Genomic DNA, 22,525 nt, shown 5'->3' on the forward strand with positions numbered 1-22,525 from the left:
GGGTTCGCGGCGAACGCGGACCACGCCGGCGCGACGAACGTCCTCAACAGGGCCGGGCTGGTCCTCTGCGCGGCGGCTTAGCCACCGACGCAGGAAGCCCGCGCGTTTACGCGTGGGTGGAGTCACGAACTCCTCCTCGCGGGCGGGCGGTTACGGCTTCCGGACGGAGCGTAGGGACGCCGCGGCGGGCGGCGCCCCGCACACGGTGCCGGTTCACCCGAAGCAGCGGATTCCGGACCATTCCGCCCCCTGGCCGCGCCAACCCGCACTCGCGCCGCGTAAACCCGCATCCGCCGCCCATGCGAGAGGCCCCCCTTCCCTCTTCGGCCATGTCCACAGCTTGTGGACGCGCGACGCCTCGGCGAGCGGGGAGTCAGCCGCGTCGAGAGCGGCACCGGCGCGGCAGTCGCTCCTCGGCGACCGGAGTTACGGCGACCGGGTGGCCGCGCACCCGAAGAACGCCGCGGTCGTCGCCACGAACCGGCCGGGATCGTCCAGCCACGGGAAGTGCCCGGCGCCCGGCTGGACGACGAGTTCGGCGTTCGGGAACAGCCCGGCGAACTCGGCCGTCGTGACCGGCGGGGCGCCCGGATCGACCTCCCCGGCCAGCAGGAGCACCGGCTGCGTGAACCGGGCGAGCGCGGCGCGGGTGGCGTCCGGATCGAAGGCGCCTTCGGCACCGAAGGCCGCCACGACCTCCCTGTTCATCTGCTCGTCCCCGGCGGCCTGATGGGCCCGGGCCGCCTCGTCCCAGCGGCCGTAGGAGAACGGGGCGATGGCCTTCCAGTGGCCGGCGGTGGCCTTCCCCGCCCCGATCGCTTCCAGAGCCGCGAAGGCCGCCGGGAACCACGGCTCGTTCCGGCGGGGCTGTACGGTCTCGCGCCGGAGTTCCCCGGTGATCGTCAGGCCGACTGCCCGCACACTCGGCGTGATCAGCGCGAGCCTGCGGACGCGCTCCGGGTGGCGGCCCGCGTACAGCACGGCGAGATTCGCGCCGGCGCTGTGCGCGAGCAGATCCATCCGGTCCAGGCCCAGATGCTCGCGCAGGGCCTCCACGTCGCCGACGAGCCGGTCGCAACGGCAGGAGCCCAAGTCCCGGGGGATCTCCGACCGACCGGTGCCCCGGAGATCCAGCGTGATCACGCGCCGGTGCGCGGGGAGGCCGCCGAGGTCGCCGAGGTACGCGGAGTCCTGCGGGCCTCCGGGCAGGCAGACCGCGGGAGGGCCGTCCCCGGATCCGCGGCTGCGGCCGTGGCCGTGGCCGTGGTAGGCGAGCAGGGTTCCGTCGGGCGCGGAGAAGGTGGGCATGGCCATGACCCTGTCAGCCCGGTCCGGGCCGGACAACCGGATACCCGGCACTGCCGGAAGCCCCCGCCTGTCCGCGACATCGTCACGTCACGAGCGGCCGGTCCCGCAGGCGGCCGCGTCCAGTGCCTTCGGCGGACGTACGGCGAGTACGCCGTCGCGGCTGCCCGAGCGGGGCGGAGGGGCCCGCGCCCGGCTCACCGTCCTCCGCGTCGGAAGCCCGGGTGTGAGCCGGCGAAGCGCGGTGGGCCCGAGCCCGTGCCCGTGAAGCCCGGGTGGCCCAGGTGAGACGCGATGACGCCAGACCGCGCCACAACATGGCACAGATTGACACCACTAGGCACCACCAGGCGCCATTCCTGGCCACCCAAGGACATCCGAGCCGAGCGAGCCAACACCGCAGCACACATCATTTCCCTGCCATTTAGGCAGGCCAGAGCCCCATTTCCGCACCCGGCCCCCCACAAGGGGCCATACGGGCTTGCTCGCGGCGCCATAGTGATGCCATAGTGGCACCCATGGACCTCACCCCGTACGTCGAAACCCTCCGCCGCGAACTCGCGGTGGCCGCCGAGGCCGGCGGTGGCGAAGCCCGTGAGCTGGCCGAGAGGCTCACCGCTCCCCTGGAGTCGGCGGCCCGGCTGACCATGCTCAACGTGCTCTCGGCCGCGATGGACGAGATCACCCGCGAACTCGCCCCCGGTTCGGTCGACGTACGGCTGCGCGGGCTCGACCCGGACTTCGTGGTGACACCGCCGCCCGCCGGCGCCGGCGCCCCGGCGGAGTCCGCCGCGCCCGCCGAGCCGCTCAGGCCCCCGGCCCCGGCCGACGGCGACGAGGGCGGCACCGCCCGCGTCAACCTGCGCCTGCCGGCCCACCTCAAGGCCCGCGCCGAGGAGGCCGCGAGTCGCGAGGGCCTGTCGGTCAACGCGTGGCTGGTGCGCGCCGTGTCGGCCGCGGTCGACGGCGGCGGCCGGCCGCGGGCGCCCGAGCGGACCCAGACCATCGGGCAGAGCTACACGGGCTGGGTGCGCTAGCCGCGCCCCCGCTCCAACGTTCGCACCCGCCACACCACTTCACCCACACCACGTCCCACCAGCGGGGACGCCCCGAAGACCCAAGAGGACGGGACAGCCATGCCTTCTTTCGACACACCCGCACCGATCTCGGTCACGGCGCACGTGGAAGCCGGTTCCATCCGGTTCACCGCCGGCGACCGCCCCGACACCGTCGTCGAGGTGCGGCCCCGCGACCCCAAGCGGGAGCAGGACGTCCGGGCGGCCGACCAGACGGAGGTCGCCTACGCGAGCGGCGAACTGACCGTCAGGACGCCCAAGCAGCGCTATCTCGTCGGGCGCACCGGCACCGTCGACGTGACGGTCGAGCTGCCCACGGGTTCGAGCGTCGGCATGACCGGCGCCTGGGCCCAGGTGATCGGCGAGGGCCGGCTGGGCGAGGTCCGGGTGAAGACCTCGACCGGCGACGTCCGGCTCGACACGACCGGCCCGCTGCACCTGACCGCCTCGCACGGCTCGATCACCGTCGAGCGGACCGAGGGCACCGCCGAGATCAGCACCAGTTCCGGCAGCCTGCGCGCCGGGCTCCTCGACGGCCCCGCCGTCCTGAAGAACTCGCACGGCACCACGACCGTCGGCGCCGCGACCGGCGACCTGCGGGTGAACGGCGCCAACGGTGACATCGACATCGCCCGCGCCGAGGGCTCCGTCGTCGCCAAGACCGCCCACGGCACCGTGCGAGTCGCCGAAGTGACGTGCGGGGCGGTCCAGTTGGAGACCTCCCACGGCGCCATCGAGGTCGGCGTCCGCGAGGGAACCGCGGCCTGGCTGGACGCCAGTTCCCGGCACGGACAGGTCCGCAACACGCTCACGGCCTCCGGGACCCCGGGGAACAGCGAGGAGACCGTCGAGATCCGCGCCCGCTCCCGCTACGGCAACATCGACGTGCGCCGCGCCCGGGCCTGAGGACGGCCCCCCCCTCGTCCGCCCCCATCACTCCACCCTGCCCTTCACAAGGAGAGCACCATGGGTTTACCTGTCATGTCCACATCCATCGACGGGGGACAGCCGCCCGCCGCCGTCTCCGCCACCGGTCTGCGCAAGTCGTACGGCGACAAGACCGTGCTCGACGGGATCGATCTGCGCGTCGCCGCCGGGTCCGTGTTCGCGCTGCTGGGGCCGAACGGCGCCGGCAAGACCACCGCCGTCAACATCCTCTCCACCCTCATCACGGCCGACGCCGGCGAGCTGCGCGTCGCCGGGCACGACCCGGCCGCCGACCCGCAGGCCGTGCGGGCCGCGATCGGTGTCACCGGGCAGTTCTCCGCCGTCGACGGTCTGATCACCGGCGAGGAGAACATGCTCCTCATGGCGGACCTGCACCACCTCTCCCGCCGCGAGGGCCGGCGGACAACCGCCGAACTGCTGGAACGCTTCGGCCTCACCAACGCCGCGAGCAAACCCGCCTCCGCCTACTCCGGCGGCATGAAGCGCCGTCTCGACATCGCCATGACCCTGGTCGGCGACCCGCGGATCATCTTCCTCGACGAGCCGACGACCGGCCTCGACCCGCGCTCCCGGCACGCCATGTGGCAGATCGTCCGCGAGCTCGTCGCCGACGGCGTCACCGTCTTCCTCACCACGCAGTACCTGGAGGAGGCCGACCAGCTCGCCGACCGCATCGCCGTGCTCCACGACGGCGGGATCGCCGCCGAGGGCACCGCCGAGGAACTCAAGCGGCTGATCCCCGGCGGGCATGTCCGGCTCCGCTTCACCGACCCTGCCGCGTACCGGTCCGCCGCCGTCGCGTTGCGCGACGCCACCGAGGACACCCCGAGCCGGACCCCCGGCTCCGCCCGGCCGGCGGGCGCGCCCACCGACGAGGCCCTCACCCTCCGGATCCCCGGCGACGGCACCCAGCGCCAGCTCCGTTCCATCCTCGACCGGCTGGACGCCGCCGGCATCGAGGCGGACGAACTGACCGTGCACACCCCCGACCTCGACGACGTCTTCTTCGCCCTGACCGGCGGCACAGGCGGCACAGGCGGCACCGACCACCAGCCCTCCGAGGAGGCCGTCCGATGAGCTCCCTCCCCCTCGCCCTGCGCGACTCGTCCACGATGCTGCGCCGCAACCTCCTGCACGCGCGGCGCTACCCGTCCCTCACCCTGAACCTGCTGCTCACGCCCGTCATGCTGCTACTGCTCTTCGTCTACGTCTTCGGGGACGTGATGAGCGCGGGCATCGGTGGCGGGGCCGCGGACCGCTCCGCGTACATCGCCTACCTCGTGCCCGGCCTCCTGCTCATGACGATCGCGAGCACGACGGTCGGCACCGCGGTGTCCGTCTCCAACGACATGACCGAGGGCATCATCGCCCGTTTCCGCACCATGGCGATCCACCGCGGCTCGGTGATCACCGGGCATGTCATCGGCAGCGTGCTGCAGTCCCTCATCAGCGTGATCCTCGTCGGCGCCGTCGGCGTGGCCATCGGCTTCCGCTCCACGGACGCCACGGCCCCGGAGTGGCTCGCGGCCCTCGGCCTGCTCGCGCTGTTCGCCCTGGCGCTCACCTGGATCGCCGTCGGGATGGGCCTGGTCAGCCCGAACGCGGAGGCGGCGAGCAACAACGCGCTGCCGCTGATCTTCCTCCCGCTCATCTCCAGCACCTTCGTCCCGGTCGACGCGATGCCCGGCTGGTTCCAGCCGGTCGCCGAGTACCAGCCGTTCACCCCGGCCATCGAGACCCTGCGCGGGCTGCTGCTGGGCAGCGAGATCGGCCACAACGGCTGGCTCGCCGTCGCCTGGTGCCTGGCCCTCACCGCGCTCGGCCGCCTCTGGTCGAAGAGGGTCTACAACCGCGATTCGAAGTAACCCGGAGGACGGCCGCGCGCACTGCCTCCCGCGACTCGCCTCACCGAGAGGGCGGCGTACCCGGCACCACGCCGGCGTACGCCGCCCGGCCGCTTTCCCGCAGACGCCGACGCCGGCGCGGTCGGGGGACGGGACGGGCTGCCCGGGCCGCCAGCACCGTCGGCCCCGGCGGTGACGATGTGTCCCCGAGCCCCACCCGCGTGCCGCAAGAGGTCATCCCTTCCGCGGTGCCGCCGCTCCGGTGCGCTGTCTGCGGTACAGCAGCGCCGTGGTGATCGCGGAGAGCAGAGCGAACGCCGGCAGAGCCGCAAGGGACGGGTTGACGTAGTCGGGGACGACGACGGGATAGCTGCGGCCGTCCGGCAGGTGGCACACGAGCCGCAGGGGGAGGAAACCGGCGGTGATCCCGTCGATGTCCGCCGAACCGCCGGGGTGCGCCTTCAGGCACTCCACGTACCGTTCTTGTCTTCCGAGGACGAAGAGGTGAAGACATCCCCACAGGTAGAGGGCGAACGACAGGGCGACCGCGGCCAGGGATGCGTCCCGGCACAGCGCAGCGGGGGAGCGGCGTTCCCCGGCCTCTCGTGTGAACCGTGAGCACACGTAGGCGCTCAGGCTCAACAGGGTCACGGCGCTGAGGAGCATGACGACCATGAGCACTCCGGGGTTGTGCTCCTGCCACGGCCCGGACGCTGTGATCACCATGTGTCCATCCTCTCGGACGACGCGGGTGCACTGCTCGGAGTCCGCCGTTCCCCAGGGTTTGACGATGTGGAAAGCCCCGAACCCGCCCTCGCCGCCTCGGATCTGCACGTGGTGATGTGCTGTGCGCTGTGCACGGTTACCTGTACGCGGTGCTGAGCTGCGCTGTTATCCGGGGAGTCGAACCCCCGCGTTGCTCTTCACGCGCCAGGAGTGGGCCGGAAAACCGCCGGCCCTCGGTGTGTGCACGCTTCCGAAGCCGCTACCTGCTCCACCTCGTCCCCGTTTGCCGGACTGCTCAGTCCAGCAGATCGACCTCCCAGTTCGTCCGCTGGATCCGCACATCGATCTCGCGGATCTCCCGGGCGAGCGCATCCGCCTGACCGCGCAGCTCCGCGACCGGGAGCGCGGACAGCATCATCAGCTCGGACCGAAGCTGCCGGCCGTACCCCCGTTCGCCCTTACCCGCCGCCGCGTCCGCCGCCGCGGTGACCACGGAGTGACGCAGCCGCAGGACATCCCGGCGTGCCAGGGCGTCGGTGAGCGTGCCGTCCGGACCCATGTCCACCGTGGCATTGGTGCGGTTGATCCGCCGGATCAGCCGCTCCAGAGCGTCCAGCACCTCACCGGCCTCAGCCAGCAGCTGCGCCGCGTCCTCGGCGGGTGTCTCCCCCTCCTGGTACCGCGCGCTGCTGACGACACGCGCTCGCAGTTGCTCCACGCGGCGCGTCGCCTCCGCACGTTCTGCCAGCGCCTCAGCAAGCTTCACCGTCTCCGCCTCCCCCTCCATGAGGTCGCACGAGTATACGAGTGCGAACCGGCTCACAGGCGCCTGGTTTTCGCTCCACCGGAACCCGCCGGAACCCTGAGCAGTCACTGGGCTGATAGGGGACAGCCGCTCAGAGCGCCGCGAAGGAGAACCCGGCAGCACGAAGGAGCGGGAATCCGGCGGTTCCCGCGCGACAGGACATCACCTGCGTTGGACTCCATGCCGCCCACTCGGACGCCGGTGTTCCGTCTTCACTGAAGGTGAACCATGTCGAGGCCCTGACCAGCAGTGGTTCATCACATTTGAGGACGCTGGCACACTCTGGCGAGCTACTCGCGCTCAGTCATCTCCGAGAGGGTCTTCATACGTCCGCACTCTCATCGTCACCGGCGCTGTCGCCCTGGGTCGGACGAAGCCTGCGGCGGGCCGCATCCAGACGTTCGGCGTAGTCCGCGGCAAAGATTCCCGGTAGCGACTTGTCGAGCGTTCCGGCAATGCGGTGAAGCGGCGCCCAGACCGCCGGATCGTCGATGAGACGACTGACGTCTGCCATCTGCACCTGCTCCAGCCAGTCCGACAGGACCAGCGCCTCATCCGGGGTGAGTCGGATGAGGATCTCCGGATTCTCCACCGTTCGAGCATAGTCCGTCGACCATCCTGTGTTCCGTCGAGGTGCTTGAGCGCATCGACGGCGGCTGCGCTCGCAGGGGCTCCTTGGCTGCCGCAACCATCAGCAACTGCGAGCAGCCGAGCAGTCGCCCGGCCCCACCGACCCTGTGGCCTCCCCCAAGGTGAAGGTCAACCAAGGGTCCTGCTCGGCTGTGTCCGATGGTCTCGACCGATGCCGAGCTGTCCCATCAGACCTGCTTTCGCAGGGGACCACCGGCGCCCCAGGAAGTGCCGCTGCCTGCGATACGACGGAAACTCCCGCACTGGCTGTCCCGCCTCGAACTCCGCCGAGACCACATCCGCCAACGGACGCCGATGCTCAGCCTCGTCATCCCGCCACCCGATCTCGAACCGGTCCACGTGGGCAATGTCTGCTGGTTCGTTCCCGGCACAGGAACCACTGTGCAGAAGCAGCGGGACCGAGAAGGAAGAACCGGACCAAGCCCCTCATCCAGGGATCGGCCGAAGAACCTCACGTGGAGCCCGTGGACATGTCTGACGCTCAGGACAGCCGAGTACCTGCTCAACTGCGACGTGACCTGTCTGCGTGGAGGGCCCGGCGGAGCGCCTCCAACGGGTACGGGGTCTCCCTGTTCTCCTCCTGGACCTTGACGTAGAAGTCCGTCATCACTGCGGCGAGCGGTGCATGGCGGGAGAGGATCGCCCGGGCCTTTCGCGGTCCGTCCGGCGGGTCCTCTCCTTCCGCGCATGCGCGGATCAGTGCCTCGCGTTCTTTCCGCTCGTATCCGTATAGCTTCGTGATCAGCCTGTTCACCAGCCAACTGCGTGTGTAGCAGAGGTCGTAGGTCCTGTGCAGTTCCAAGAAACCGGTCTCGGACGGTGACAGATCGAAGCGGGACGAGATGGCGAGGCCGTAGTCGGCGAAATAAAGGCGTCGGCCGTCGACCAGGATGTTCTGAAAATGGGCGTCGAAGTGCAGAAGCCCACGAGCGTTCATGAAGGACGTACCGGCCTCCAACTCGCCCTCCACCAGGGAACAAGCCCGGTCGGCAGACTCTTCGCCGGCCTGTACCTGCTCGGTAAGCCACTCGTCGAGCGTCTGAGGGATGTACTCCAGGAACAGCGCGAGGCTCGCGGAGGACTGCTCAAGGGCCTCGATACGACGTCGCACCTCCGGCCTGCCTCCCCAATAGGCCACGACCCGCTCCACGTCCGCGAGTTCCCCGGGAAGCGCGGCCATGTCCGGCAGTACGCGCCAGTGGTACATCATCGGGAACCCCTGGTACTGCCCTCCGAGCACCCAGTTCGTCGTCATGGTGTGCACGGCGAGCTCCCGCCATGCCCCGAAACCGGGCCCCCCGCCGACGCCGTACTGGCAGAAGGTGGGAATCCCGAACAGGTTGGCCGTGGATCGTGCGTGCTCCGGCAGCCGCTCCCGATCCGTGAGCGGCACCCGCTTCACGAAGACCGGCTTCCCGTCGACCTCCAGTAGCGCAGACCTCCCGCCGATACCGGAGCCAAGGGGTGGGGCGGCGTCAACAAGCTCGCCCAGCCGGCGATCACTTTGCAGGGCGAGCGACGTGGAGACTGTGCTGTAGGCGGCCAGGCGTGCGCCTTCCGGCGTATCGGGATGCGCGGCCACTACCCGCATCGGAATGCCGGCCTCCTTCCCCCACCATGCACGCGAGTGCCCACCGATTGCTGCCTGCGCACTGTAGGCGAAGGCGGACGGGCCGGGCAGGGAGTGTCTTCGAAGCAGGGCTTGATAAGCGCGACCGATGCCCTCTCGACCCGCTGCCGGCCGTGAAGGGCTATCCGCGTCGCCTACTCTGGATCCGGCGGAGCTTGACGAAGATGAGAGCGGCGAGGAAGCCCGCGATGTTCAAGATGACGAGCGCTGCGATGACTTCCCAGATGTGACGCACGGGGCCCCCGGTGACTGAAGGTTCGAACGGCTGATCCTTTTCCGAGAGAGTCGTAAAGGAAACAGCGGACAGTCCGAGCCCCGAGATCTACGTCCGCGGTCCACGCGACGGCTACCGTGCGCCCCCGGCCCCGCAGCCTTGCCCCGCTGCCCAACGAGGCCCTCCGGATTCGTGCCGGTCCCACCGGCTGGGCACGACACCCTCAGAAGTCGTCCGCCGCACGGGCCTGGCACCCGGCGACCGCCCCGGCCCGCCCACCCGCTTACCCCTGCCCCGGTCTCGCTCAGGCAGGCGGTGATGGATCTTCCGGCGGGCAGAAGAACTGCAGAGAAGCCCTGCTGAGTTCACCCTCGCAGGTTCGGCGGTGCAAGATCCTTGCAGTAGCGGACTTCGGGGACCACTGTGCCGTTGACCGACCAGTCCGCCGAGCAGCCGTCCAGTACGAAGCCGCCCCGCTCGTAGAAGCGGCGCGCCCTTGTGTTGGCGGCGATCACCCACAGCACGAGCCTGTGGAACGAGCGCTCCCGGGCAGCGACCAGCGTCTGCTGCATCAGCGCCTTTCCGACGCCGGTGCCGAGGCGGTCAGGGGCCGCGTAGAGGGCGAGCAGTTCACCGTCCTGGGGGTTACGGTTCTCTTCTTTGGAGGGGCCGAGTGCCGCCCAGCCGACCACGGCGCCGTCTGCCTCGGCGACGAGGTTCACGACGCTCCCCGTGCTGCGTGCGAACATGTCACGCCGCATACGGGCGTCCTCGGCAACCGTGAGTGCGTCGAGGTAGTCCTGCGGCACCATGCCCGGGTAGGCGGTCTGCCAGCCCTTCACTCGAACCGCCGAAACGTCGCGGATATCTTCTTCCTGCATAGGGCGTACCTGTATCACGCGTCCTGTGTACCCGGGCATGAAAGATGCGCCCTTCCTCTTTTCCGAGCGGCCGGTTCACAGCGAGCTGCGGATGCATCCGGCGGTGATCGTCCCGCGCACCTCTCCGCCGGGCCCGGCCATGGGGAAGTTCTTCAACCAGGCCGACAGGTAAGGCTGCGCCAGGCGGGACCGTGGGAACGATGTGAACGACCGTCGCTGCATGCAGCAACGTGGCACGGTTCACTTGCGACCGCTCTGCAAATACAACACCCCCCTGTCGTGCTCAGTCTCACCGCTCCACCGGCGCGTGCATGCCACTTGCAAGCAGGTCGCTTGCAATAGTTAGCGTTCGGGTGCACGATGGGGCCATGGCTTCACTCAAGGTCGGCAATCTCGGGGAGTTCCTGCGGGAGCAACGGCGCAGTGCGCGGTTGTCGCTGCGGCAGCTCTCCGAGGCCGCCGGGGTGTCGAACCCGTACCTCAGCCAGATCGAGCGCGGGCTGCGCAAGCCGAGCGCGGAGATCCTGCAGCAGCTCGCGAAAGCGCTGCGGATCTCGGCCGAGACGCTGTACGTCCAGGCCGGAATCCTCGACGAGCGGGACCGGGACGAGGTCGAGGTCAAGAGCGCGATCATGACCGACCCGTCGATCAACGAGCGCCAGAAGCAGGTGCTGATCCAGATCTACGAGTCCTTCCGCAGGGAGAACGGGCACGCCGCGGACGCCGGTGACACGACCGACGCCCCCGGCGGCGCCCCCGCCGCGCCGCCGTCCGCCCCGTCGTCGGACTCCCGTGCCGGCTCCCCGGCCGGCGCCGGGGACGACGGCGACAGCGGCGAAGCCAAGCAACCGAGCTGACCGACCGATCCGGAGGGATCCCGCCATGGCCACCACCGAAGAACTCCGCAAGACGATCCAGGAATCCACCCCCTTCTACGCCGCCGTCGGCACGGCGGACCTCGCCGCCGAGAAGCTCCGGGAGTTCCCCGCGCTGATCGAGAAGCTGCGCGCCGAGGCCCCGGAGCGGTTCGCCGCCGTCCGGACCGCCGACCCGAAGGCCGTCCAGGAGAAGGTGAGCCGGCAGGCCAAGGAGGCCCAGGCCACCGTGCAGAGCAAGCTGACCGAGGTGTTCGGCACCCTCGACAGTGACATCAGGAAACTGCGCGACAACGCTCAGCACCTGGCGCTCCAGGGCGTCGGCCGGGCCGCCGAGTACGCGGTCAAGGCCCGCGAGACGTACGACGAACTGGCCGACCGCGGCCGCGGCGCCGTGCAGAACTGGCGCGGTGAGGCCGCCGAGCAGATGACCGACATCGCCATCACCGTCGAGCCGGAGCCGGAGCCGGCCGCCAAGCCGGCCACGGAGAAGAAGGTGACGGCCGCCACGGAGGCGAAGCCCGCCCCGGCCGCCAAGCCGGCCACCGGGGCCAAGCCCGCGGCCGAGGCCAAGCCGGCCGCGGCGAAGAAGCCGGCCGCCGCCCGCAAGGCCCCGGCCAGGAAGACGACGCCGAAGTCCGCCGAGTGACGTCCGCACACCGCAGATGACGGCCACGGCGCCGGACGGACAACAGTGGAGAGCGGGCCGGGCACAAGCGACGTGCCCGGCCCGTTGTCCCTATACGGTCGGTACGGTGGCCGCGATGCCGCCGGCCGCCGGGAGCGGCCGCCGGAGCGGCGGCACCGACGGACGATACGACGCAGACGTGACCGACGCGCGCGATAGGACTGGGTGGTGGACGGCGTGCTGGTGCAGGGCTTTCACAACATTCTGAGCTTTCTCTATCTGGGGATTCTCCTCTTCACGGTGTTCGCCTTCATCGACGCCGTGATCCGGCGCGAGGACGCCTTCCGCGCCGCCGACAAGCAGACCAAGCCGTTCTGGCTGATCATCCTGGGCATCGCGGTGGTGGTGAACGTGCTGCCGCTGGGGCTGTTCTTCCTCACGATCATCGGGCTGATCGCCGCGATCGTGTACGTGGTGGACGTGCGGCCCGCCGTTCGCGCGCTCTCGGGTGGCGGGGGCGGTGGCCGCGGCCGGCGCGGCAGCAGCTCCGACGGCCCGTACGGCCCGTACAACGGCGGCCGCTGAGCCACCCGGCCGGCGCGGCCGTCCGCCGGGCGCCGCAGCCACCCCGGAATCACCCCCGGCCGCCCCGCCGCCGACCGGCCGTCCACCGGCCGCGCAGCTCCGGGCCCCCGTCGTCGCCCTCCGGGCGGGCGGGGGCCCGCTGCTTGTTGCGGCGGACGGGAAGCCGGAGCGGCGGACCGGCGGAGGGCCCAGAGCCGGCGTCCCGGCAGCGGTCGCCCGGGGCAGTCAGAGCGCCCGCGCTACCAGCCCCCCGGGCTCCGGCCCCGGCCCTCGTCGCGGCGGTCGCGGCCCCGGCCACGCTCCCGCTCACGGTCCAGCAGCAGCACCGCCACGTCGTCCGTCAGCTCGCCGCCGTTGAGCTCCCGCACCTCGGCCATCGCCGCGTCCAGCAGTTCCTCGCCGCCCAGCCCCCGGTCCCGCAGGCCGCTGATCACGTCGACGATGCCTTCCTGGCCCAGCCGCTGCGTGCCCTGCCCGATCCGGCCCTCGATCAGCCCGTCGGTGTACATCATCAGGCTCCAGGTCCCGCCCAGCTCCACCTGCCGCCGCGGCCAGCGGGCGCGCGGCAGGACACCCAGCGCGGGCCCGCCGTCGTCGTAGTGCAGCAGCTTCACCCGCCGCCCCTCGCGGGCGACCAGCGGCGCCGGGTGCCCGGCGAGGCAGAGCCCGGCCCGGCGGCCGTCGGGCGCGATGTCGAGGGTGCAGAGGGTCGCGAAGATCTCGTCGTTGGGGCGCTCGTTCTCCAGCACCTTCTGCAGCGTGCCGAGGAGTTCGTCGCCGCACAGCCCGGCCAGGGTCAGGGACCGCCAGGCGATCCGCAGCAGCACACCGAGTGCGGCCTCGTCCGGCCCGTGCCCGCACACGTCGCCGATCATGGCGTGCACGGTGCCGTCGGGGGTGCGGACGGTGTCGTAGAAGTCGCCGCCGAGCAGGGCACGGCTGCGGCCGGGCCGGTAGCGGGCGGCGAAGCGCAGGTCGGAGCCCTCCAGCAGGGGCTTGGGCAGCAGGCCGCGCTCCAGCCGCCGGTTCTCCTGGCCGCGCAGCCGCGACTCGGTGAGCTGGCGCTGCGCGGCGTCGGCGCGCTTGCGCTCGACGGCGTAGCGGATGGCCCGGCCGAGGGCCCGCCCGTCCAGCTCGTCGCGGAAGAGATAGTCCTGTGCCCCGACGCGTACGGCCTCGGCGCCCCGCTCCGCGTCGGCCTCGGCGGTGAGGACGAGGACGGCGTGGCCGGGCGCGAGCCGCAGCACCTGGCGCAGCGTGTCCAGCTCCTCGCCGGCCTGGCGCACGTCCAGGGCGAGGTCGAGCAGGATGCAGTCCACGTCGTCGGTGAGCAGCCGCTCGGCCTCGGTGAGGTTGCGGGCGGTGCGGAGGCGGACCCGGCGGCCTCCGGTGTCGAGCTGGTCGGGGACCGAGAAGGCCACCGACGGATCGTCCTCGATCACCAGGAGGGTGAGGGGAGCCTGAGCGGTGCCGGGGGCCGACGCGGGAGCGGTGACGGCCCCGGGGGCCGCCGCGGAACGCGGCGAGGGGGCAGCCGGAGCACCTCCCGCGGCCAGGGTCTCCCCCTGCCGAGGCGCGGGTACGGGCATCGCTCTGATCCTTCCCTCCCCCCGAGGGCAAGACGGCCGCCGGTTCGGCACGCCGCCGGGCCCGGTCCGCCGGACGAGTTGGCGGTCACACTGTGCCGGGCACTGGAAGGCGACCATAGCGGCACGCCCCGCCGGAGTGGAATGCCGGGCAACCACTCTGTGATGGCATATGCCAAACAGCGGCGGCGTTCTGCCCTCATTTGGGGGAATGGGGCGATGATGAACATCACGCGCTGCGGTTGCCCGGGGGCCGGCAGCCCGCACGGCATCCGGCGAGGGACGCCCGGCCGCCGCACGGCACCGCGTGCCACCGGCGCGCACTCCCCGGTCACCGTTCCGGGGTCACGGTGCCAAGGTCACCGTTCCGGGGTCAGCGCTCCCCGGTCCGCTCGTCCGCCCGCTCGTCCGCCCGCTCGTCCGCCCGCTCGTCGGGCCGTACGACGCCCAGGATCCGCATCGAGCCCGCTCCCGTGACGGTGATCTGCCGCCCCGGACGTGGGGCGTGCACGATGTCGCCGTCCCCGATGTACATCCCGACATGGCTGGCGTCCGCGTGGTAGATGATCAGGTCGCCCGGCCGCATGTCCCGGACGGGGATCCTGGGGAGCCGCTTCCACTGTTCCTGCGAGGTCCGCGGGATGGTCCGGCCGGCCGCGGCCCACGCCTGCGAGGTCAGTCCGGAGCAGTCGTAGGTGTCCGGGCCCTCGGCGCCCCACTCGTAGTCCTTGCCGAGCTGACCGGTGGCGTAGGCGAGGGCCTTCTTCCCCTCCTTGGAGGCCCGGGCGTCGATCTCCTCCAGCGCCCCGGAGTCCAGCCATACGGCCTGGGCCTTCCGGGCGGCCTCGTCCTCCAGCTCGCGCAGCCGCTCCAGCTCCTCGGCCTGCAGCCGCGACTCCAGTTCCTCGGCCGCCTCGATCCGCTGCTCCACCGACTTCTTGGCGACGGCCTTCTTCTTCTGCTGCGCGCGGAGACGGCGGTACTCCTCGTCCGCGGTCTCGGCGTAGCCGTCCAGCCGCTCCCGAGTGTTCTCCAGGCTCGCGATGAGCCCCTGCTGCGCCTGCCGGCCCTTGCGGGCGGTGTCGGCGTCGTGCAGGAAGTCCCCCGAGCCGCCCTCCAGCAGCAGCTTCAGGATGTCGGGCATGCCGTTGCCCCGGTAGTGGGAGCGGACCATCGCGCCCGCCTGCCCCCGCAGCAGCTCCATCCGCTCTTCCGCGGCGGCGGTCTTCTTCTCGATACGGGCCAGCTTGCGCGACTGCTCGCGGGTCTTCTCCCGGGCCGCGTTGTACGCTTCCGTGGCGGCTTCCGCCTTGTGGTAGAGCGTCTCGATCTCCTTGCGGAGCTCCTCCAGACGCGGGGCCGGCGCCGGGTCGGGTTCGGCCGGTGCGGCCAGCGCGGTGCCCGGCGTCAGCAGGGCCCCCACCGCGCACACCAGTGCTGTCGCCGTCACGATCGTCCGCTGCCGCCCCACCGGCCACCTCCGCCTCGTCCGCGTTGCCGTCAACTTCCTTGCTGACGTGATGTCTCTCAACCGCGGATGGTTGCACGGCTGAGCGGAATACGACAGAGGGGGGCGAGTTCGCGCCATTGCGCAAGAGCTCTCCGTATGCCGGGCAGGCATCACGCGGGCAGAACCTTCACCCCATCCGTCACACCCGTCACGCGGCGTGCCACACGTCGGACCGGGTCGCCGCACTGATAGGCGAGGTTCACCCGGTGTTCACCCTCCCCCGTCGATCGATTCACCTGATCTGCCTAATTTCAGCCTTACCGGTCGGCGTGCAGCCGGCGGGTGAACGCAGATCCAGCAGTACCACCGACCTTGCTTCGCCGTCGCCGGCGGGCCCCAGGAAGGAACACACAAAGGTGAAGCTTCAGCGAAGGAACGTCCGCGGTCTGCGGGCCCTCACCGTCGGCGCGGCCGCTGTCTCGACGGCACTGCTCCTCACCGCATGCGGTTCGGACGACAACACGAAGCAGGGCAGCGACGACGCCACCAAGGCCGCCGGGAACATCAAGTGCGACGGCGAGGGCAAGCTCCTCGCCTCGGGCTCCTCGGCGCAGAAGAACGCCATGGACCTCTGGATCAAGAACTACATGGCCGCCTGCCCCGATGTGCAGATCAACTACAACCCGATCGGCTCGGGCGGCGGCATCACCCAGTTCAACCAGGGCACCACCGCCTTCGCCGGCTCCGACTCCGCCCTCAAGGAGGACGAGGTCGAGGCGTCGAAGAAGATCTGCAAGGGCGGCCAGGGCATCAACCTGCCGATGGTCGGCGGCCCGGTCGCCATCAGCTACAACCTCTCCGGCGTGGACAACCTCGTCCTGGACGCCCCCACCATCGCCAAGATCTTCGACTCGAAGATCAAGAAGTGGGACGACGCCGCGATCAAGAAGCTGAACCCGGACGCCAAGCTGCCGTCCACCGACATCCAGGCCTTCCACCGCTCCGACGAGTCCGGCACCACCCAGAACCTGGGCAAGTACCTCGGTGCCGCGGCCCCGGACGCCTGGAAGTACGAGGCCGAGAAGTCCTGGCCCGCCAAGGGCGGCCAGTCCGCCAGCGGCTCCTCCGGTGTCGCCGCGCAGGTCAAGCAGGTCGAGGGCGCCATCGGCTACTTCGAGCTCTCCTACGCCACCAGCAACAACCTCAACTCGGTGAAGATCGACACCGGCGCCTCCGAGCCCGTCGAGGCCACCTCGGAGAACGCCTCCAAGGCGATCGCCGCGGCCAAGGTCGTCGGCAAGGGTGACGACCTCGCCCTGGAGCTCGACTACGCGACCAAGGCCGAGGGTGCCTACCCGGTCATCCTCGTCACCTACGAGATCGCCTGCGACAAGGGCAACAAGGCCGAGTCCCTGGAGGCCATGAAGTCCTTCCTGACCTACACCGCCAGCGAGGACGGCCAGAAGATCCTCTCCGAGGAGGGCTACGCCCCGATCCCGGACGAGATCGCCGCCAAGGTCCGCGAGATCGTCCCGACCCTCTCCTGATCCGAGCCGGCAGGCCCCGCGGAACCCCGCGGGGCCTGCCGGACGAACCCATCCGGTGCACCGCCGCCAGGGGAACCTCCCCACCCAGACCGGAGCCATCATGACTACCGCATCCAGCGCGTCGACACCGCCGCCGGCGCGCCTCACACCAGAACCGGCCGCGAAGGGAAAGGCCACCCGCCCCGGGGACAAGATCTTCATCGGGCTGTCCCGGGGCTCCGGCATCTTCCTGCTGGTCGTCATGGCCGCCATCGCGGCCTTCCTCACCTACCGCGCGTACATCGCGATCTCCGAGAACGAGGCCAACTTCCTCACGGCCTTCGAGTGGAACCCGCAGGGTGACCCGCCGGAGTTCGGCATCGCGATCCTCGCCTACGGCACCGTCGTCAGCTCGATCATCGCCATGATCATCGCGGTGCCGATATCCGTGGGCATCGCACTCTTCGTCTCCCACTACGCCCCGCGCCGGCTGGCCGGCCCGCTGGGATACGTCATCGACCTGCTCGCCGCCGTCCCCAGCATCGTCTACGGCCTGTGGGGCGCGCTCGTGCTGGTGCCGTACCTCGACGGCATGAACATGTGGCTCGACCAGTACTTCGGCTGGACCTACATCTTCGACAAGTCCGGCAGCGGCCCCGCGCGGAACCTCTTCACCGTCGGCATCCTGCTCGCCGTGATGATCCTCCCTGTGATCACCAACGTCACCCGTGAGGTCTTCCTCCAGGTGCCGAGGATGCACGAGGAGGCCGCGCTCGCTCTCGGCGCCACGCGCTGGGAGGTCATCCGCATGTCGGTGCTGCCCTTCGGCCGCTCCGGCATCATCAGCGCCTCCATGCTGGGCCTGGGCCGCGCGCTCGGCGAGACGATGGCCGTCGCCACCGTCCTGTCCCCCAGCTTCCTCTTCTCCGGGCATCTGCTGGACCCGGGCGGCGGCACCTTCGCGCAGAACATCGCCGCCAAGTTCAACGAGGCCAACGAGTTCGGCCGGGACGCGCTCATCGCCTCCGGTCTCGTCCTCTTCGTCATGACGCTGCTGGTGAACGGCGCGGCCCGGCTGATCATCGCCCGCCGCAAGGAGTACTCGGGGGCCAACGCATGAGCCACACCGTCATCGACCGCAAGCCCAGCACCGGCGAGGCGCCCCCCGCCCGCAGCCTGGCCCACCGCAGGATGCCCCGCTGGGCCCCCGCGGGCATCGCCCTCGCCTCCGTCGCGCTGGCCTCCGCCCTCGGCATGGCCGCCGGCTGGGAGAGCCGGGTGCAGTGGGGCATGATCGCCGCGGCCTTCTTCGTGATCGGCACCTATGTGATCACGACCGCCGTCGAAGGCTCCCGGCAGGCCAAGGACCGGATCGCCACGAGCGTCGTCTGGGTCTGCTTCGTCCTCGCGATCGTCCCGCTGGCCTCCCTCGCCTGGACGACCGTGCAGCGCGGCTCCCGCATCCTCGACGGCTACTTCCTGTCGCACTCCATGGCCGGGCTGAACCAGAACACGCCCGGCGGCGGCATCTACCACGCGATCATCGGCACCCTGGAGCAGGTGGCCATCGCCACCCTCATCGCCGTGCCGATCGGCCTGCTCACCGCGATCTACCTCGTCGAGTACGGCCGGGGCTCGCTCGCCCGGGCCATCACCTTCTTCGTGGACGTCATGACGGGCATCCCGTCGATCGTGGCCGGTCTGTTCATCCTCTCCACCTGGGTGCTGACCTTCGACATGGGCCCGTCCGGCTTCGCCGGCTCGCTGGCCCTCACGATCCTGATGTTGCCGGTCGTCGTCCGTTCCACCGAGGAGATGCTCAAGCTCGTGCCCAACGAGCTGCGCGAGGCCTCGCTCGCCCTCGGTGTGCCGAAGTGGCGGACTATCCTGAAGGTGGTCCTGCCCACCGCCATCGGCGGTATCACCACCGGCGTCATGCTGGCGGTGGCCCGGATCGCCGGTGAGACGGCCCCGGTCCTGCTGCTGGTCCTGGGCAGTTCCTTCATCAACAACGACCCGTTCGACGGCACGCAGGCGTCGCTCCCGCTGTACGTGTTCCAGGAGTACATGCTCGGCACCCCGCACTCGTACGACCGGGCCTGGGGAGCGGCGCTCGTCCTGATCATCTTCGTGATGGTCCTCAACCTGGTCGCCCGCGGCATCGCCCGCTGGAAGGCACCCAAGACCGGCCGCTAAGGCACCGATATGCGGCTCCGTGCCCGGGGCCATCCCACACGATTGCGAGCAACACCATGGCCAAGCGCATCGACGTCAGCGGCCTCAGTGCCTACTACGGCGGCCACAAGGCGATCGAAGACATCTCCATGACCGTCGAGCCGCGGTCCGTGACGGCCTTCATCGGCCCGTCCGGCTGCGGCAAGTCCACCTTCCTCCGCACCCTCAACCGGATGCACGAGGTCACCCCCGGCGGCCGCGTCGAGGGCAAGGTGATGCTGGACGACGAGGACCTCTACGGCTCGAACGTCGACCCCGTCGCCGTACGCCGTACGGTCGGCATGGTCTTCCAGCGCCCCAACCCCTTCCCGACCATGTCGATCTACGACAACGTCGCGGCCGGGCTGCGCCTCAACGGCTCGTACAAGAAGCGCGAGCTGGACACGATCGTCGAGAAGTCCCTCAAGGGCGCCAACCTCTGGAACGAGGTCAAGGACCGGCTCAACAAGCCCGGCTCCGGCCTCTCCGGCGGCCAGCAGCAGCGGCTCTGCATCGCCCGCGCCATCGCGGTCGAGCCGCAGGTGCTGCTGATGGACGAGCCCTGCTCCGCCCTGGACCCCATCTCGACCCTTGCCATCGAGGACCTGATCTGCGAGCTGAAGGAGCGCTTCACGATCGTCATCGTGACGCACAACATGCAGCAGGCGGCCCGCGTCTCGGACCGTACGGCCTTCTTCAACCTGTCGGCCGTCGGCCAGCCCGGCAAGCTCGTCGAGATCGACGAGACGGAGCGGATCTTCTCCAACCCCACCGTCCAGGCGACCGAGGACTACATCTCCGGCCGCTTCGGATAATCCCGTCTCGCGGTGCTGCATGGCGGTGCCACCGCAAGACGAAGGGCCCGTTCCCGGTGTACCGGGGGCGGGCCCTGTTCCTGCCCGGCCCGGTCGCACGGGCCCCCGGCCGCGTGAGGCCGCCTCGCGGCGTGCGCGGGGTACGCCGCCTCGCGGCCTGCGCGGGGTACGCCGCCTCGCGGCGTGCGCGGGGTACGCCGCCTCGGCGGAGTCGGGACCGCCGTGACGGGGCGGCTCCCCGCGGCCCTCAGCCGAGGACGAGGTTCACGGTCCAGAAGGAGACCGCCGCCACCAGCGCCGCGGCCGGCATGGTGATGAACCAGCCCATCACGATGTTCTTGGCCACGCCCCAGCGGACCGCCTTGAGCCGCCGGGTGGAGCCCACGCCCATGATCGCCGAGGTGATGACGTGGGTGGTGGAGATGGGCGCCTGGAACATGAACGAGGCGGTGTACATCACCGAGGCGGCCGTGGTCTCCGCGGCGAAGCCCTGCGGCGGGTCCAGTTCGATGATCCGCCGGCCCAGGGTCCGCATGATCCGCCAGCCGCCCGCGTAGGTGCCGAGCGAGAGCATCAGGGCGCAGGAGACCTTCACCCAGACCGGGATCTGGTCGCCGTAGTCCTCGACATCGGCGATGACCAGCGCCATCACCACGACGCCCATGGTCTTCTGCGCGTCCTGCAGACCGTGCCCCAGGGCCATGCCGGCCGCGGAGACCGTCTGCGCGATCCGGAAGTGCCGCTTGGCCTTGTGCGGGTTGGCGCGGCGGAACATCCACAGGATGGCGGTCATGGCCAGATAGCCGAGGGCCATACCGACCAACGGCGACAGGAACATGGGGATGACGATCTTCTCGACGACCCCCATCCAGTAGACGGCGATGGAGCCGGCCAGGGCGGCCCCCACCATCCCGCCGAAGAGCGCGTGGCTGGAACTCGACGGCAGCCCGAAATACCAGGTGATCATGTTCCAGACGACCGCCCCCATGAGGGCGGCGAAAAGAATCGCCATGCCGCGCGAGCCGCTCGGCGTCTCGATCAGGCCCTGGCTGACGGTCTTGGCGACCCCGCTGCCCAGGAAGGCACCGGCCAGGTTCATGACCGCGGCCATCAGCAGGGCCGCCCGGGGGGTCAGCGCGCGCGTCGAGACGGAGGTCGCGATGGCGTTCGCGGAGTCGTGGAAACCGTTGGTGTAGGTGAAGCCGAGCGCTACCCCGATGGTGACGATGAGTGCGAAGGTGTCCACCGGGGGTCAGGACTCCTTGACCGCGATGGTCTCGACGGTGTTGGCCACGTGTTCGAATGCGTCCGCCGCCTCCTCCAGCACGTCCACGATCTGCTTGAGCTTCAGCACGTCCATGGCGTCGTACTTGCCGTTGAAGAGCTGGGCCAGCAGCTTGCGGTGGATCTGGTCGGCCTGGTTCTCCAGGCGGTTGACCTCGATCCAGTACTCGGTGAGGTTCGTCATGGTGCGGAGGTTGGGCATCGCCTCGGCGGTCAGCTCCGCGGCCCGCGCCAGGACCTCGATCTGCTGGTCGACCCCCTTGGGCAGCGTCTCGATCTGGTACAGGACGACCAGGTCGACGGCCTCCTCCATGAAGTCCATGATGTCGTCGAGCGAGGAGGCCAGGGAGTAGATGTCCTCGCGGTCGAACGGGGTGATGAAGGAGGAGTTCAACTGGTGGAAGATCGCGTGCGTGGCATCGTCCCCGGCGTGCTCGGCGGCCCGCATCCGGTCGGCGATCTCACTCCGTCCGGCGGGCTCCGCGCCGAGCAGTTCCATCAGGAGCTTGGAGCCGGTGACGATGTTGTCCGCGGAGGCGGCGAACATGTCGTAGAAGCTCGTCTCCCGGGGGGTCAGACGAAAGCGCACGTCGGGTTCCTTGGGGTGCATGCGGATGTCGGCCGGAGCCGATGCTAAGCGCATCGTTTCGGCCACGGGCAGCCGGTCCTCCTCGGTCCGGCCAGGGGACAGCGTACCCAGCCCGGAGTCCGGGAATCCGTCGGCAAATCCGGTACCCTATACCGGGCAGGGGTATATGCACCGGTTACGTCGGTTCCGCCGCACCTTGCCCGGTTCACCACCGATGAGGCCATGAGCGCCTCGCGCCCACGGGAGGACGCCATGACAGCCACGGAGACCGGCGTGCACGGCTACAGCAAACAGAAGGACCAGCACCTCAAGCGGCTCCGCCGGATCGAGGGCCAGGTCCGCGGCCTCCAGCGGATGGTGGAGGAGGACGTCTACTGCATCGACATACTCACCCAGGTCTCCGCCGGCACCAAGGCGCTCCAGTCCTTCGCACTTCAGCTCCTCGAAGAACACCTGCGGCACTGCGTCGCCGCGGCCGCCGCCGAGGGCGGCCCGGAGATCGACGCCAAGGTGGCCGAGGCGACCGCGGCCATCGCCCGCCTGCTCCGCACCTGAGAGCCGCCCGGAAGTGGCCGTACGGAGACACACGGAGAACGCACGGAGCGCCGCGTCCCGGACCGCGAGCGCGCCCGGGGCTCCGAGCACCCCGCAGCGGGCGCCGGCCGGGGCCGCACCGGGAGGCGACGGACGTCAGTCGCCCCTGGGAGCGATGCACCGGCCCCGCCGGCCCGGCGGTTTCCCGCCCACCTTGAGCACCTCGTCGATACGATCCGGACTGAGCCGCTCCTCGACCGCCGCCGATGCCGCGATCATCAACTCCCCGCACAGTTCGATCTCGGCGAGGGCCAGATGGTCCTGGACCCTCCGGGTGATATGGCAGGACATCGACACCC

At 70.3% G+C, this 22,525-nt stretch carries 23 protein-coding genes; 12 read left to right on the forward strand and 11 right to left on the reverse strand.

Annotation, left to right across the window (positions count from 1 at the left end; genetic code table 11):
- Positions 1-426 precede the first annotated feature (426 nt).
- Positions 427-1,308 carry an alpha/beta fold hydrolase gene (locus KBZ10_RS27720; protein WP_210990490.1) on the reverse strand — a complete coding sequence of 294 codons (882 nt, stop codon included), beginning with the start codon at positions 1,306-1,308 and terminating at the stop codon, positions 427-429.
- Positions 1,309-1,823: 515 nt separating this feature from the next.
- Here KBZ10_RS27720 and KBZ10_RS27725 point away from each other — a divergent pair.
- From KBZ10_RS27725 to KBZ10_RS27740, 4 genes are all read left to right on the forward strand, one after another.
- Positions 1,824-2,342 (forward strand): toxin-antitoxin system HicB family antitoxin, encoded by a 519-nt coding sequence (locus KBZ10_RS27725; protein WP_210990491.1) that lies wholly within the window; start codon positions 1,824-1,826, stop codon positions 2,340-2,342.
- Between the two features lie 99 nt (positions 2,343-2,441).
- Entirely contained in the window at positions 2,442-3,287 is an 846-nt protein-coding gene (locus tag KBZ10_RS27730) for a DUF4097 family beta strand repeat-containing protein (RefSeq protein ID WP_210990492.1), read from the forward strand.
- 60 nt (positions 3,288-3,347) lie between these two features.
- A complete protein-coding gene (locus KBZ10_RS27735; protein ID WP_210990493.1) occupies positions 3,348-4,406 on the forward strand; it encodes an ATP-binding cassette domain-containing protein in 1,059 nt (352 codons plus the stop codon).
- Positions 4,403-5,194 carry an ABC transporter permease gene (locus KBZ10_RS27740; RefSeq protein ID WP_210990494.1) on the forward strand — a complete coding sequence of 264 codons (792 nt, stop codon included), beginning with the start codon at positions 4,403-4,405 and terminating at the stop codon, positions 5,192-5,194. Before KBZ10_RS27735 ends, KBZ10_RS27740 begins: the two co-directional genes overlap by 4 nt.
- 213 nt (positions 5,195-5,407) lie before the next feature.
- On the opposite strand, the gene KBZ10_RS27745 is transcribed toward KBZ10_RS27740, so the two are convergent.
- The 5 genes from KBZ10_RS27745 to KBZ10_RS27765 form a co-directional block, all read right to left on the reverse strand.
- Positions 5,408-5,899 (reverse strand): hypothetical protein, encoded by a 492-nt coding sequence (locus KBZ10_RS27745; RefSeq protein ID WP_210990495.1) that lies wholly within the window; start codon positions 5,897-5,899, stop codon positions 5,408-5,410.
- A gap of 295 nt (positions 5,900-6,194) precedes the next feature.
- The gene (locus tag KBZ10_RS27750; RefSeq protein ID WP_210990496.1) at positions 6,195-6,665 is read right to left on the reverse strand and encodes a DIP1984 family protein; all 471 of its coding nucleotides are present in this window, start codon (positions 6,663-6,665) and stop codon (positions 6,195-6,197) included.
- 361 nt (positions 6,666-7,026) lie between these two features.
- Positions 7,027-7,296 (reverse strand): hypothetical protein, encoded by a 270-nt coding sequence (locus KBZ10_RS27755; protein WP_210990497.1) that lies wholly within the window; start codon positions 7,294-7,296, stop codon positions 7,027-7,029.
- A 561-nt stretch (positions 7,297-7,857) separates the two neighbouring features.
- On the reverse strand, positions 7,858-8,946 hold the full coding sequence (locus KBZ10_RS27760; RefSeq protein WP_210990498.1) for a serine/threonine-protein kinase: 1,089 nt from the start codon (positions 8,944-8,946) through the stop codon (positions 7,858-7,860).
- 618 nt (positions 8,947-9,564) lie between these two features.
- Positions 9,565-10,098 (reverse strand): GNAT family N-acetyltransferase, encoded by a 534-nt coding sequence (locus KBZ10_RS27765; RefSeq protein ID WP_307847644.1) that lies wholly within the window; start codon positions 10,096-10,098, stop codon positions 9,565-9,567.
- A gap of 350 nt (positions 10,099-10,448) precedes the next feature.
- Between KBZ10_RS27765 and KBZ10_RS27770 the strand changes: the two genes are divergently transcribed.
- The 3 genes from KBZ10_RS27770 (at position 10,449) to KBZ10_RS27780 (ending at position 12,168) form a co-directional block, all read left to right on the forward strand.
- Positions 10,449-10,937, forward strand: coding sequence for a helix-turn-helix domain-containing protein (locus tag KBZ10_RS27770; protein ID WP_210990499.1), 489 nt, complete (start codon positions 10,449-10,451; stop codon positions 10,935-10,937).
- Positions 10,938-10,962: 25 nt separating this feature from the next.
- Positions 10,963-11,604 (forward strand): hypothetical protein, encoded by a 642-nt coding sequence (locus KBZ10_RS27775; RefSeq protein ID WP_210990500.1) that lies wholly within the window; start codon positions 10,963-10,965, stop codon positions 11,602-11,604.
- Between the two features lie 204 nt (positions 11,605-11,808).
- Positions 11,809-12,168, forward strand: coding sequence for a DUF2516 family protein (locus tag KBZ10_RS27780; protein ID WP_374223427.1), 360 nt, complete (start codon positions 11,809-11,811; stop codon positions 12,166-12,168).
- 239 nt (positions 12,169-12,407) lie between these two features.
- On the opposite strand, the gene KBZ10_RS27785 is transcribed toward KBZ10_RS27780, so the two are convergent.
- Together KBZ10_RS27785 and KBZ10_RS27790 are read right to left on the reverse strand one after the other, a co-directional pair.
- Positions 12,408-13,874 carry a PP2C family protein-serine/threonine phosphatase gene (locus KBZ10_RS27785; protein WP_374223428.1) on the reverse strand — a complete coding sequence of 489 codons (1,467 nt, stop codon included), beginning with the start codon at positions 13,872-13,874 and terminating at the stop codon, positions 12,408-12,410.
- Between the two features lie 253 nt (positions 13,875-14,127).
- Complete coding sequence (locus KBZ10_RS27790; RefSeq protein ID WP_307847645.1) at positions 14,128-15,204, reverse strand: NlpC/P60 family protein; 1,077 nt, start codon at positions 15,202-15,204, stop codon at positions 14,128-14,130.
- 416 nt (positions 15,205-15,620) lie between these two features.
- Between KBZ10_RS27790 and pstS the strand changes: the two genes are divergently transcribed.
- From pstS to pstB, 4 genes are all read left to right on the forward strand, one after another.
- Positions 15,621-16,751, forward strand: a complete 1,131-nt coding sequence (pstS, locus tag KBZ10_RS27795; RefSeq protein ID WP_210990503.1) for a phosphate ABC transporter substrate-binding protein PstS — start codon at positions 15,621-15,623, stop codon at positions 16,749-16,751.
- 100 nt (positions 16,752-16,851) lie between these two features.
- Positions 16,852-17,850 carry a phosphate ABC transporter permease subunit PstC gene (pstC, locus tag KBZ10_RS27800; RefSeq protein WP_210990504.1) on the forward strand — a complete coding sequence of 333 codons (999 nt, stop codon included), beginning with the start codon at positions 16,852-16,854 and terminating at the stop codon, positions 17,848-17,850.
- The gene (gene pstA, locus KBZ10_RS27805; protein WP_210990505.1) at positions 17,847-18,926 is read left to right on the forward strand and encodes a phosphate ABC transporter permease PstA; all 1,080 of its coding nucleotides are present in this window, start codon (positions 17,847-17,849) and stop codon (positions 18,924-18,926) included. Before pstC ends, pstA begins: the two co-directional genes overlap by 4 nt.
- Positions 18,927-18,982: 56 nt before the next feature.
- A complete protein-coding gene (gene pstB / locus KBZ10_RS27810; RefSeq protein ID WP_210990506.1) occupies positions 18,983-19,759 on the forward strand; it encodes a phosphate ABC transporter ATP-binding protein PstB in 777 nt (258 codons plus the stop codon).
- 247 nt (positions 19,760-20,006) lie between these two features.
- Here the strand turns inward: pstB and KBZ10_RS27815 are convergent, their stop codons facing one another.
- Together KBZ10_RS27815 and KBZ10_RS27820 are read right to left on the reverse strand one after the other, a co-directional pair.
- Complete coding sequence (locus tag KBZ10_RS27815) at positions 20,007-21,005, reverse strand: inorganic phosphate transporter (RefSeq protein WP_210990507.1); 999 nt, start codon at positions 21,003-21,005, stop codon at positions 20,007-20,009.
- Positions 21,006-21,011: 6 nt separating this feature from the next.
- Entirely contained in the window at positions 21,012-21,632 is a 621-nt protein-coding gene (locus tag KBZ10_RS27820) for a DUF47 domain-containing protein (RefSeq protein ID WP_030545898.1), read from the reverse strand.
- A 222-nt stretch (positions 21,633-21,854) separates the two neighbouring features.
- On the opposite strand from KBZ10_RS27820, the gene KBZ10_RS27825 reads away from it, so the two are divergent.
- Positions 21,855-22,187 (forward strand): metal-sensitive transcriptional regulator, encoded by a 333-nt coding sequence (locus tag KBZ10_RS27825; RefSeq protein WP_210990508.1) that lies wholly within the window; start codon positions 21,855-21,857, stop codon positions 22,185-22,187.
- Positions 22,188-22,322: 135 nt separating this feature from the next.
- Here the strand turns inward: KBZ10_RS27825 and KBZ10_RS27830 are convergent, their stop codons facing one another.
- Complete coding sequence (locus KBZ10_RS27830) at positions 22,323-22,517, reverse strand: hypothetical protein (RefSeq protein ID WP_039820188.1); 195 nt, start codon at positions 22,515-22,517, stop codon at positions 22,323-22,325.
- Positions 22,518-22,525 lie beyond the last annotated feature (8 nt).

Origin of the sequence: Streptomyces sp. F63, from assembly GCF_018070345.1 — a bacterium.
GTDB lineage: Bacteria > Actinomycetota > Actinomycetes > Streptomycetales > Streptomycetaceae > Streptomyces.